This window comes from Paenibacillus sp. FSL R7-0313 (assembly GCF_037969885.1).
Lineage (GTDB): Bacteria > Bacillota > Bacilli > Paenibacillales > Paenibacillaceae > Paenibacillus.
In genome coordinates this window covers 2,285,152-2,298,144 of sequence record NZ_CP150219.1, presented here as the reverse complement: position 1 = coordinate 2,298,144, position 12,993 = coordinate 2,285,152, and the positions used below count along the sequence as shown (strand labels likewise).

Sequence of the window (12,993 nt, the reverse complement as noted above, 5' to 3'; positions counted from 1 at the left end):
AATCTGCATACTGCATGAATAGCAAGTTGCGTAAATCATGGATTCAATATCCCGATGCCTATTCTGGCACCATATTATAACACAAAAAAGCGGCAAATTCGAAAATTGGCCGCTTTTTACTTATTAAAGATTTGGTAAATGTACTGTTCATGCAGGCATATCCCTACATTAACATATTTGGCTCGCTTTTGTTAGTCCTGTTTGCTTTTCTCGTGGTGAATGCGGAGCGTCTCGCCATGACCAAGCACCCTAATCCGCTCTTTACCAATGCCTAATCGTTCACGTTCAACTTCCAGCCGATCCAGTGCTTCCTTGGGCGTATCATCCGCCAGCTTGAATGTGCCGTAATGCATTGGCACCATGAGCTGGGAGCCGGATTCAACGAACCCCTGCAGTGCTTCTTCAGGTGTCACATGCTGAGAAGTCATGAACCACTCCGGATCGTAGGCACCGATAGGCATCAGGGTAACACCAATGTCAAAGCGTTCTCCAATCGTTTTGAATCCCTGGAAGTAACCTGTATCACCCACAAAATACAACACAGGCGGACCGCCTGATGTTTTGGATGTTTCGTTCTTCCCTAATTCCGTGGATGACTCATCCTGATTGCTCGTTGTTGCAGCACTCTCCGCTGCTGAAGGCGTCGCCACATGGTTCTGCTCCAACACATAACCGCCCCAGTGGGACGTGTTGGTATCAAACAACGTTCGGCGCGTCCAGTGCTGTGCAGGGACAAAAGTTATTTTGACTCCGCCAAGTGTCATATGATCCCACCATTTCATCTCCTGGCATCGATGGAACCCTTTGCGAATCATCTTGCGCTTCAGACCATCGGGTACGATCAGCAACGTCTTGGCTGTAATCAGCTTGCGCAAGGAAGCCAGATGCAGATGATCATAGTGGGAATGGGATATCAGAATGACATCCAACGGTGGAATGTCCTGAATCGGAATGCCGGGGGCACCGAGCCTTCGTTGAAATCCCATTTTTTCGGCCCACACCGGGTCAGTCACGATGTTCAGTCCATAATATTGAATGAAAAACGTGGAGTGACCAATCCAGGTAATACTTGTGTCATCCCGGTTGGCATGCAGATAATCCAGTTCAGGCGGGTGTTTGGGCACGGTGTAGGAGTAGTCCTTCACTTTATTGCGCCGCTGCTCCCTCCATTGTTTGAATTCCTTCAGCGTTTTGTCCGTACTTACATTATCGATATTGTTATAACGGATTTTCGGCATGAAAGGGCCCTCCTCCCTTCCTCATTTCTTAACAAGAGATTACCCCAAACGGGAATGGACGCACCAACCAATCAATCCTTTGGGTTCTTACATACGGCCAGATATACAAACAGAAAGACGATAGCAGCCGCAATGATCAGTGGAGGGGCGTACATAATGGTGAATGTCTCAAAAAAGCTTAATCCGGTTATACCGGGTATCCCCGTGACTCCCTCGGTAGATATTGGATTCAGCAAGGGAGTCATGAGTAAGAACATGTTTGGGTGCATGAACAGACTCATCCTTTCTTTTTACCAGAATTACCGCGCACATAATTGGCATCAAACAGGAACAGCTTCATAATCAGCACAAGCGAAGGAATGAGCACGAGTAGCCCCAGGCTAAACGCTGTAATGAGCGCAATCCCCATCGTCCGATTTGTAAAGCTGTCGTAAATATTAATGTAAGGATACAGAATGTACGGAAGGTGGGATCGCCCGTAACCATACCAGGCAAAGGCAAACTGAAGCATGACAGCGACAAAGCACCAACCTAGATATTTACTTTTCCACACCAGCGACACGGCAATGACAAAACAAATAAACGAAGCGATGAACATCCACGAAATATTCACCATCTGCTCAAAGTGTTCGGGATTCTGTTTGTTAATCTGCAGAAAAGCCAGAAAGCTCGCAAAAATGGTAGGTAAACTCCAGAGCAGCGCGTACTCTCGAAGCACCTCATATGCCGGCTCATCCCCTGCCCGTTTTGCATAATAGGATAGAAACATCGCCGAGATGTAGAGCACACTAACCAGCGCAAGCAAAACAACCGACCAGGTATAGGGATTCGTCAAAAATTCACGCCAGCGAAAAAACACCTGATCGCCCACCTGCTCAATAATCCCACCTTCGGATATCGCCAAAATGGTTGAAAATACGGCCGGAATCAGCAACCCCGTCGCTCCATACAATGCCATGTAGATCCGGCTGTTCTGCCCATGGTTGCCATAGGTATTGTAGGCGTAATACACGCCCCGGATCGCAAGCAGTACAATGGCCAGGGAACCTGGCACCAGCAAGGCAGTCCCGTAATAGAAAGCACTGTCCGGATAAAACCCAACCAATCCAACCACAAAAAAGATCAGAAACACATTCGTCACTTCCCACACGGGAGACAGGTAGCGCTGAATGATGTTATGAATTTTGTTCTCGTGACCGGTCAAGATGCTGTAAAAGCTGAAGAATCCGGCGCCAAAATCAATCGAAGCAACGATCAGGTAACCGAACAAAAACGTCCACAATATTGCGATGCCTGCAATTTCGAAACTCAATGCACGATCCCTCCTTCAAGCCCCAGAGACTCCAGTTCCTTCTCAGCTTCCTTGTTGCGGAACAGTTTGCTGAGTACCCGAATGCACGAGAAACACAGGATCAGATACAGCAAGATGAACAACACTAACATCCAGCCTACTGAAGTTGACGTCGTGGCTGCTTCCGCCACCTTCATATACCCGCGTAAGATCCAAGGCTGCCTGCCAACTTCAGCGAACATCCACCCCAGCTCGATCGCAATCATGGCCAGAGGCCCCAGCAAAACAATGCCGAGCAACAGCCATTTGGGATATGGTTTGCGCCCGGGCAACCAGCGCCGCAGAACATATAACACAGGAATCATCAGGATGATTACTCCCGTTGTGACCTTCAGGTCGAACATATAATGAATGGACAGCGGTGGCCTCAGATCCGCAGGAAACTCTTCGAGCCCTTTTACTTCCGTATCTGGACGATTACCCGCCAAAATGCTAAGAGCATAGGGAATCTCAATGGCGTATTTCACCTCATTGTTCTCATCCAAAATACCCCCATAGACGAGCGGTGCCTCTTTCATCGTCTTGAAATGCCATTCTGCGGCAGCCAGCTTTTCCGGCTGATATTTCGCCAGAAATTTACCAGAGGAATCGCCGATCATGACGGTACTGATGGCAAATACAAGCGCAGATACCGTCGTGAGTTTCAGTGCTTTTTTGTAATACACATGATCCCGTCCCCGAAGCAAACTGAAGGCTGCGATCCCTGCCAGAATACCTGCACTCAAGGTGTAGGATGAGGCGAGTACATGGGACACTTTGGTTGGCGTTGCCGGATTCAACATGGCAGCAATCGGATGAATGTCCTTCATGATGCCATTAATCAGGGTGAATCCCTGAGGCTGGTTCATGAAGGAGTTGACCGTCGTAATGAAAATCGCAGATGCAGATGAGCCGAGAGCTACCGGAATCAACAGCAGCATATGCGTATATTTCTTTTTGAAACGATCCCACGTATAGAGGTAAATCCCAAGAAAGATCGCCTCTATAAAAAAGGCAAACGTCTCCATGAACAGCGGCAGGGCGATTGCCTGGCCCGCTACCCGCATAAACATCGGCCACAGCAGACTGAGCTGTAATCCGATCGAGGTGCCTGTAACGACGCCAACGGCAACGGTGATGACAAAACCTCGCGCCCACCGGCGTGCCAGCAAGGTGTAATGCATATCATTGGTTCGGAGTCCTCGCCACTCGGCCAAGGCAATCATAAGTGGAACACCTACACCAATAGAGGCAAAAATAATGTGCACAAACAAGGTAAGGCCGGTTAGTATCCGGCTGAGCAAAACAGGGTCCAGGGATGACATGGTTACACTCCTCTTTCACATAATCGTTATGTACCACAGCAGTTACTCTGCTTGAACGTGTATCTCAATAACTCATGATTCGGATGATGCTCTTCACAACGGCATACAGCACAACCACAGCTGCAACCAGACAGACGATGATGAGTGTTTTCTCTTGTTTACGGAACATATACCTGCCGTCCTCCTTTTGCATGGGATGCAAATTATGGCTCTATAGACAGTTTGCAAAAGAAGTTGTTTTTTTATCCGGGGAAATTGAAAAACAAAAAAAGCCTTTCCCCTCATCACGCTCACGCGCTGAAGGGCAAAGGCTCTATCCGTAGGTCTCATACATAATTATTATTCATATAAAAGTGAAACACATTTCTTCATCCATCCTTAAATCTACACCAATACGTCCTGCTTGGGCAGTCGAACCTTGAACGTACTTCCTTTGCCCGGTGCAGATATAAAGGTCAACGTACCCTTGTGATCCTCTACAATTTTACGGGAAATGTACAACCCGATTCCTGTTCCACCAATCTGCCGATGATCCGAATTATCGACTCGATAGAATTTGTTGAACAGCATGTCCTTCTCTTGCTCCGCAATACCTATTCCGTAGTCACGCACATCAAGACATAACCATTCCTCTTCTTCCCATAACGTAACATCGATACGATCGGCTCCCGGCGAATACTTGACTGCATTGCCCACCAGATTATGCAGAACCTGAACCATCCTGTTCTGGTCAGCATAAGCAAAAAAGTCTCCATTAAACGTATGCACGTAGATACGTTGGGCAGACTTCATATTCCACTGTTCCGCAACCCCTTCTACCAACTCAACCAGCGGCACATACGTCATGTGGTAAGTCATACCTTCGTTGTCGAGGCGCTGAATATCGAGTACATCATCGAGCAAACTGCTCAGCCGCTTGCCCTCCGAAGAGATGGTCTGCATGAATTCCCGCTGCTGAGCTGCCGGAAGATCATACATCATCATTAATTCCACATATCCCATAATGGTGGCTACAGGCGTTCGAAGCTCATGAGATACCACACTGATCAGCTCATTTTTCATCCGATCCAGCCGTTCTTCTCCTGTCCGGTCACGGAACACCAGCAGAAACCCATGGTTTTTACCCGGGACATCCATCTGCTTCATGTATAAGGAAAACACACTTTTATCCACATTATTAAATATAAATTCGGTCTCGATAAACGCCGTTTCTCCATTCAGGAATGCTCTAGTCTGTTCCATCAGATTGAAGTTGTCCGTTAATACCATCGTATCAATCGCCTGCGCCAAATCTTCAATGGATCTGCCCATAAAATCACCCAAACCAAACATCTCTTCTATCCTTCGGTTGACGATGGTTATGGTCCCTGATCGATCAGACATCACGAGCCCTTCTCTTACGGATTCAATAAATTGCTCACTGATATCTCGCTGTTCCTGAATGGCAATCTTCTCATTGAACAACTCCGAGTTCAGCTTCTCCAGCGCAAGGGCATGACGTACACGATCTTCTTCTGCTCTGGTCCGCTCCGTAATATCCTTAATAAATAGGTTATATAATGTCTCATTTTTGCCCAACTGGATCTCAACAATTTTGTACTCAATCGGAAATACGGAACCATCCCGTCGGATACCTGAAATTTCTTCAACGATGGTGTATCTTTTACCTTCAACATATTCAAATCGCTCCAGCAAATTTTTGATCTCCTTGCAGCTGGCCCCTTGAAAAAGAGTCGGCGCTTCCTTGTGCAGAATCACTTCTTCCCGACGCAATCCAAACATTCTTTCAGCCTCCGGATTAAACTCAACGATCAGCCCACTGGAGTCCACAGCGATAATCGCATCAATAGAGGATTCAATAATGGCACGTTTGACCTCTTCACTATTCTTGAGTTCCTTGGTACGCTCAATTACCCTGTCCTCCAGCGTTAACTTGTCGTGACGAATCTGTTCAAATTGTTCCAGCAGCACATCGGCCATTTTGCGCAAATTACCAATCAGAATCTGTACTTCGGTTACATGGCTGGTTGGCCACTCCATCTTCCCATTTCGAAACAGCAGTCTCGGAAGAGAGCCTGTCATTCTGGTCAGTCTTAACAATGGGCTAACAACTTTACTGCTGAGGGGAGCCGCTACGATCATGGAAGCCACGATGATGATGAACAGGGATTGCAGCGTGGTCAGATAGATGGATTCGATTCGGGGGTAATAATTGGACGAGTCGGTCACAATGAATACCCGATAAGGTGTTATATTTGTCATTTCTGCTTCATAGATAAAAGAGGCTTGTTTCCAGTGATTCAATACATCGCTGTAATGGATATTTGCGGAACTTAACAGAAAAAGGTTATCCCTTGATTTCAGAAGACGGAATCTGTCCATGTCCAGGTAATCGCCGGCCTGAAGTGTGTTCAATCCAGAAGCAACGACTGTATCATCCCGATTCAGCAGAATCACATTCACACCCAGTAGATGATGATAACGCGCCATATTCTGATCCATGTTCTCGGAGGTAACATACTCTTCATCAATATCCTGAACAACCGCAGTCGCTGCATATTTCATATCACGTAATATGGCATCATTCATTTGACCCAATTGTCTACGGCTATCTGCGGATAACAGTACGAGAGAAACAAATACCACAAAGGCGACTACGTATTTAAACGCAATTCTTGTTAGTGGAATGGTTCCCGTCCGCTTTGATTTGTGTTCACCCGTGGTGATCCAGAAATCGACTACAATTCCCGCGATCAGCGCATTCACCATACCAATGACAGCAATATACATATACTCATACTTCAAATCGTCTATATTTAAACCCAACATAAAATGCCCGGCATAGATAACTGGAAGTAACATGACTACCCAAAAGACTGCATTAGCCTTGATTAGGCTGCCATTCTTCCAACGGATCTGCCAAACGAGCATCCAGATTAATTCCAAGAAGTGGGCAAGCATGACAGTTAAATTGTGCGGCACAAAGCCGACAAAGACGGTATTTAGCAGATGGATGACTGTAAGGGTGACAAATCCATAGATGGCCCCATGCAAACGAAGAGCAACGAGTGCTGCCGCGCTACCAATCATAAACTGTACACCATAGAATAAAGTAAACGGAAAAATAGTACTTAGTGAGCCCAGAATGATTAGAAGACTGGTCCCAATCCAGGGTATTCTCAGCTTCAACACGACCCAATCCAGCATTTGTCTTGCCTTTATACGATCCATAAGCAATTGCCCTCATGGATCATTGTTTCTTCTGTTTTCAACAACAACGTTGGTTCCCCCTATAAACTTAAGCGGATACAATCTTACTTTTTTCCCCTTAACTCGTTCTGATCCATTATACTGTAATTAGTACTTGGTGTAGCTTTGGGAAATTCTGATTGATCGGCAACCAAACTACATTCATGCTAGAATATTGAAGTTCATCAAAAAAGCTTATTCTTTCTCTACATATACATCCTATATTTTGGGATAGAAACATTAAAAAATTTGCAGCATTTATTCGCAATTCACCTTGTTTTTTTAGCATTTTCTTAACATATTATTTTCACCAGGAGTGTGACCCTATGACTATCAAAGTACTTCTTATAGAAGATGAGAAAAATCTGGCCGACATGATTGCTTTCTTTCTTGAGGAGGAAGGATATATCACTGAACGGGTTCATCATGCCCGCGAGGCACTTCAACTGTTTCCACAATTCCAGCCGGATATTGTTGTAACGGATCTCATGCTTCCTGAAATGGATGGAAATGATCTCGTAGAAGCCTTTCGCCAGCACTCCACTGTGCCCATTCTGATGATCTCGGCAAGTACCATGCTGAACGATCGACTTCGCGCATTGCATAATGGTGCGGATGACTTTCTGTGCAAACCGTTTAGTTTGAAAGAGTTGGATGCCCGGATTAAAGCACTGCTGCGAAGATCCATCATTTCCTATAAGGATAAACCGGTAAAAGAAGACAAGCAGGCAGAGGTTACGGGACATGTGAATGTGAATGAATACAGAAGAACTCTGTTTGTGGATGGCGTTGAAATCGAGGTCACTCATATTGAGTTTGAGATTATGAAGGAATTGTACCGAAATCCGGGTAAAGTGTTCACCCGCAATGAACTGATGGATCGGATCAAGGGCTCCGAACGCGCCTATCTGGATCGTACTATTGATGTTCATATCTCAAGTCTGCGAAAAAAAATTGAGCCTGACCCCAAAAACCCACGTTATATTAAGACGGTTTGGGGAACAGGCTATAAATATGTGATCTAATACGATCGTAACGATTGAAGTTAAACACTTTCGGCCATATCTCTCTTTTATCTCATGGATAAGATGGGCGGTATGGCTATTTCTGATTTATGGATAGACGACGAATGCAACCAGCTTTCCATATCCTTGATGAGCTGATCAGGGTCATGCTCGTTCCAGAGAATCATCTTCATCTCACCTGTACCTGTAATCTGTTGCAGGTGACGCTTCCGAATAAGGGATTTGAAATCCGTAATGACCAGTAACGGAAGTTGTGGCATAAAAGCCCGAATGGCATTTGCTGCTGACACCGCTTCTTCGGCAACCTGATAATCAACAATACAATAACGGGCATTTTCCCAACTTCCCCGATGTGTTTCTATGGCAGAACCAGATGTTGAGTCCTCAATCCAGTTCCTGAACAATTGAATAATATTCTCATATGCAATACGACGTTTTCCATCCGAGAGCACGGTAATGGGTTCCATAGGTATAACCTCCAGTTGATTCTTATCTTTATTGTGCCAATTTTCGTTTAAAAATGTTTGTGCGTGAACATGAAAGAAGTGTTAACAAATTTCGTACTTCTTCACATTAAGTGTTAGACACGTCCACTTCGCTTCTGGATGATTTCGCAGATTCCACACATTGATGTAAAATAGAGAAATACCCGTGTGATTTAATTTACGGGAAGTGAAAGATGAATCTGGTACTATAGGAGGTTACATTGATGAATATTGTTTCCATTGAACCAACACCGAGCCCAAATACGATGATGCTACATCTCGATGAACGTCTGGAGGACGGAATTCGCAAAACATATACACTGGACAACGAACGATCTGCTCCGGCGTTCATTCGCCAGATGCTTCATATTCCCGGTGTAAAGAGTGTGTTCCACACAACAGACTTTGTCGCACTTGATCGAAAAGGGAATGCCGACTGGTCCGTTATCTTGGGCGAAGTCCAAAATCGCCTTGGACAGCAAGGCATTGATCTGGACTGGATTGAATCCGAAGATGGTTCAGGCGAGCACTTCGGAGAAGCACAGGTATTTGTACAATTCTTCCGTGGCGTACCGATGCAGATTAGGGTCAAGGCCGGGATCAAGGAAGAACGAATCTCGTTGTCAGATCGTTTTGTCAAAGCCGTGACAGAAGTCGCCAGTGCAACGATGATTAAAGAACGAAAACTGAGTGATTACGGTGTTCGATATGGTGAATTGCCTGATATTGCACGTGAAGTCGAGCAGGAATTGGAAGCCGCTTACCCCCCGGAACGGCTGGAGCAAGTCATCAAACAGGCCATTGAACATGGCACCAAATCCGAAGAGTTCGTCGAGCGCCGCCGTGAATTGGATGGAGCCGAACTGGAAGAGGCTCTGCGAAACGAGGACTGGAATGTTCGCTATGCGGCATTTGACGGCATGGAGCCTACGGCAGAAAGACTGCCTCTCGTAGCCCATGCCTTGCATGACAACAAAATGCAGATTCGCCGCTTAGCCGTGGTATACCTGGGTGACATTCGTACACCGGAAGCGATGGAATTGCTGTATGAAGCGCTTCAGGACAGTTCTCCTGCGGTACGACGGACTGCCGGTGACACCTTGTCTGATATCGGTGACCCTGCCGCTACTCCAGCCATGACAGCCACGTTATCCGATAAAAGTAAACTTGTACGCTGGCGTGCAGCACGTTTTCTCTATGAGGTCGGAACGGAAGAAGCAGAGCATGCCTTGCGAGTTGCAGCCGATGATCCTGAATTTGAAGTCAGCCTACAGGCCAAGATGGCTCTGGAGCGGATCGAATCCGGCGAACAAGCTGCTGGAACGGTATGGCAGCAGATGGCTGGTCGTAACAAAAAAGAGGAATAGTCGTCTCTCAGACCTCACATCCAACAATTGTTATTGCACTGGAAAACCATGCGCGTTATACTGATTGTCTGTTTACTAAACAGGACACACGGTGTTAAGTTGTGTTGTTCATAATTTCATAGACAATAGATACACCTCATCCATTGATGGTGAGGTAGAGGTCGCGGGTGCGATCAGTACGCTGATGGAGGCGCTAAGGAGCCGCTTATGAGATCAGCCGAAAGGTGTACCCGCCGAAGCTCGTTGGACGTTCCTTATACGGTCCGGTGAGCTGGGGCTGCTGTCGAAAGGCGCAGAACTGTCACGGAAGGTACATTTCCTTTATATAAAGGTATGAATTCTTCTGTGTTGAGCTATCTTAATCATCTGGGACATGGTGCGGACATTGAAATATTAAAGACCGCAGGCTGATGCCTGTGGTCTTTTTGTTTATGAATTCAAGTATCGCAAACATCAGTATATCGAATGAAGGAGTGTTTCCATGCAAGACCGCAGTAACCCAACAACAACTGGACCTTCCCTGAAAAAAGGATTACGCGCACGCCATATGACGATGATCGCCCTCGGTGGCTCGATTGGTACCGGGCTGTTTCTCGCAAGTGGTACCGCCATCTCAACCGCAGGCCCTGGTGGAGCATTAATTGCCTATGCGGCCGTTGGCATCATGGTTTATTTCCTAATGACCAGCCTTGGAGAGCTTGCGACCTTTATGCCGGACTCCGGTTCATTTAATACGTATGCCGCACGTTTTGTCGATCCTGCTCTCGGATTCGCTATGGGCTGGAACTTCTGGTACAACTGGGCGGTAACCATTGCAGCAGAGCTTGCTGCCGCTACAGTACTCATTAAATACTGGTTCCCCGAGAGTTCGTCCATGTTATGGAGCTTATTGTTCCTCGTGCTGATCTTTGCCTTGAACGTGTTGTCCGTTAAAGGTTATGGAGAGTCCGAGTACTGGTTCGCCATTATCAAAGTCGCTACTGTGATCATCTTCCTGGCCGTTGGTGTGCTCATGATCTTTGGTATTATGGGTGGAGAAGCGGTTGGTTTCAGCAACTTCACCATCGGTGATGCGCCCATCCATGGCGGATTCTTCGCTGTGCTTGGTGTGTTCATGGCTGCTGGATTCTCATTCCAAGGTACCGAACTTATCGGGGTAGCCGCCGGTGAAAGTGAAAACCCGCGCGAAAATGTACCTCGTGCAATTCGTCAGGTATTTTGGCGCATTCTGATTTTTTACATCTTGGCGATTACCGTGATCAGTCTGATCATCCCGTATACGCATCCGAATCTGCTCAAAGGTGATCTGGAAAATATCGGTGTCAGTCCGTTCACACTGGTGTTTGAGAAAGCTGGCCTCGCCATTGCAGCTTCCGTGATGAATGCCGTTATTTTAACCTCTGTACTCTCTGCCGGTAACTCAGGCATGTATGCTTCAAGCCGGGTTCTCTATGCCCTTGCCAGAGACGGTAAAGCCCCTCGTTTCCTGGGTAAGCTGAATAAAAAAGGCATTCCAATGAATGCACTTTTGCTTACAACAGCTGTTGGTATGTTGGCATTCCTTGCCTCCCTGTTCGGCGATGGGATTGTGTACACCTGGTTGTTGAATGCATCCGGTATGTGTGGTTTTATCACTTGGCTGGGTATCGCTATCAGTCATTATCGCTTCCGTCGTGCATACGTTGCACAAGGCAGGGATCTGAGCGATCTGCCTTACCGTGCACGCTGGTTCCCTTTTGGGCCGATCTTTGCTTTTGTCCTGTGTATCATCGTGATCATCGGACAGAACTACCAGGCATTTACGGGTGACGAGATCGACTGGAGTGGAGCCATCGTTGCCTACCTGAGCGTACCCCTGTTCCTGGTGTTGTGGCTCGGTTACAAATGGATCAAAAAGACCAAAGTGGTGCCGCTGAAGGAATGTGATTTCACACCTACCGATTCACCAAGTGACAAGCACTAACGAAGCAATATTTACACTTGCCACTTCGATGACAGAATAACCTTCCGATCGCTGTTATCAACTTATACAGCGGATACGATTTAACATATTAAAAAACCTCCCCGTGGCGTTGCAGTTTTCCTACTGTGGCGAAACGGGGATATTTTGTTTTGGGGCGGCTTCCCCCTTCGAACATTTCTGTACGTCCTTTCGTCCCTGTCCATATTTTGTATAGATCCTTAAGTAGAATAGAGAAAGGTATACTATTTTTCTTAGACAACGGGAGTTGATGTATAATGAAAAAATTCTCTATTCTGCTCGTTCTACTGGGCATCCTGATCATCAGCTTTCCTTTCCTACGGGAAACGTATTATGACTGGCAGCAAACCCGTGTCATGAACGATCTGGAGCAATTGCAAAACGGCTTGTCTAAGCTTAATCACTCCTTCGAACAAGGCATACAGGATGCAGCTTCTGCAGAGCCGACTACTGACAATATAGGTACAGTACAAGAGGCCTCCTCAGATACGTTGGGGGTACTATCGATTGACAAGATTGATGTCCGCTTACCGATTCTGGAGGGTGCAACGGAGGACAATATGAAGGTAGCTGCAACCCATCTTGTCGAAACCACTAGGATCGGGAACAAAGGTAATGCTGCCATAGCAGCTCATCGCGCCCATAAAAAAGGCCGGCTGTTCAATCGTCTGGGAGAACTCCAGATTGGTGATTCAATGGAAGTCACCCTGGCAGATCGAACGATTATCCAATACAAGGTAGATCAGATATCCGTTGTGGAGCCAACTGACTTATCTGTGCTGGAGGATCCCGGGCTTGGACAGGTCCTTACCTTAATTACCTGTGATCCACTCGTCAATCCAACACATCGCCTAATTGTAAGAGCTATTGAAGTGAATCCGGAGGTTGCCGGATATTGATCTTCCCTAAGGTGCAGCTGAAATAAAATAAAACACCCTCTAGTAATTCACATGATGACGCTGAGTCACTTGTGAAAGTTAGAGGGTGTTTTTT

9 protein-coding genes and 1 riboswitch are annotated in these 12,993 nt (G+C 46.4%); of the genes, 4 read left to right on the top strand and 5 right to left on the bottom strand.

What is annotated here, in order from left to right:
- Positions 1-191: 191 nt before the first annotated feature.
- The 4 genes from NSQ38_RS09910 to NSQ38_RS09895 form a co-directional block, all read right to left on the bottom strand.
- A complete protein-coding gene (locus tag NSQ38_RS09910; protein WP_339788887.1) occupies positions 192-1,238 on the bottom strand; it encodes an MBL fold metallo-hydrolase in 1,047 nt (348 codons plus the stop codon).
- 277 nt (positions 1,239-1,515) lie between these two features.
- Complete coding sequence (locus NSQ38_RS09905) at positions 1,516-2,550, bottom strand: cytochrome d ubiquinol oxidase subunit II (protein WP_307416099.1); 1,035 nt, start codon at positions 2,548-2,550, stop codon at positions 1,516-1,518.
- Entirely contained in the window at positions 2,547-3,893 is a 1,347-nt protein-coding gene (locus NSQ38_RS09900) for a cytochrome ubiquinol oxidase subunit I (protein ID WP_036606964.1), read from the bottom strand. The genes NSQ38_RS09905 and NSQ38_RS09900 overlap by 4 nt, the downstream gene beginning before the upstream one ends.
- Before the next feature lie 384 nt (positions 3,894-4,277).
- Positions 4,278-7,124 carry an ATP-binding protein gene (locus NSQ38_RS09895; RefSeq protein WP_339788884.1) on the bottom strand — a complete coding sequence of 949 codons (2,847 nt, stop codon included), beginning with the start codon at positions 7,122-7,124 and terminating at the stop codon, positions 4,278-4,280.
- Positions 7,125-7,468: 344 nt separating this feature from the next.
- Between NSQ38_RS09895 and NSQ38_RS09890 the strand changes: the two genes are divergently transcribed.
- Positions 7,469-8,167: a response regulator transcription factor gene (locus NSQ38_RS09890; RefSeq protein WP_036668013.1), complete on the top strand. Its 699-nt coding sequence runs from the start codon at positions 7,469-7,471 to the stop codon at positions 8,165-8,167.
- A gap of 47 nt (positions 8,168-8,214) precedes the next feature.
- On the opposite strand, the gene NSQ38_RS09885 is transcribed toward NSQ38_RS09890, so the two are convergent.
- Positions 8,215-8,634, bottom strand: a complete 420-nt coding sequence (locus NSQ38_RS09885; protein WP_339788881.1) for a hypothetical protein — start codon at positions 8,632-8,634, stop codon at positions 8,215-8,217.
- A gap of 242 nt (positions 8,635-8,876) precedes the next feature.
- On the opposite strand from NSQ38_RS09885, the gene NSQ38_RS09880 reads away from it, so the two are divergent.
- The 3 genes from NSQ38_RS09880 to NSQ38_RS09870 all read left to right on the top strand — a co-directional run bounded on the left by NSQ38_RS09880 (position 8,877) and on the right by NSQ38_RS09870 (position 12,899).
- Positions 8,877-10,019: a virulence factor gene (locus NSQ38_RS09880; protein WP_339788878.1), complete on the top strand. Its 1,143-nt coding sequence runs from the start codon at positions 8,877-8,879 to the stop codon at positions 10,017-10,019.
- Positions 10,020-10,166: 147 nt separating this feature from the next.
- Positions 10,167-10,383, top strand: a riboswitch (Lysine riboswitch).
- 117 nt (positions 10,384-10,500) lie between these two features.
- Positions 10,501-11,982 carry an amino acid permease gene (locus NSQ38_RS09875; RefSeq protein ID WP_339788876.1) on the top strand — a complete coding sequence of 494 codons (1,482 nt, stop codon included), beginning with the start codon at positions 10,501-10,503 and terminating at the stop codon, positions 11,980-11,982.
- 275 nt (positions 11,983-12,257) lie between these two features.
- On the top strand, positions 12,258-12,899 hold the full coding sequence (locus tag NSQ38_RS09870) for a class D sortase (protein ID WP_339788874.1): 642 nt from the start codon (positions 12,258-12,260) through the stop codon (positions 12,897-12,899).
- Positions 12,900-12,993: the final 94 nt, after the last annotated feature.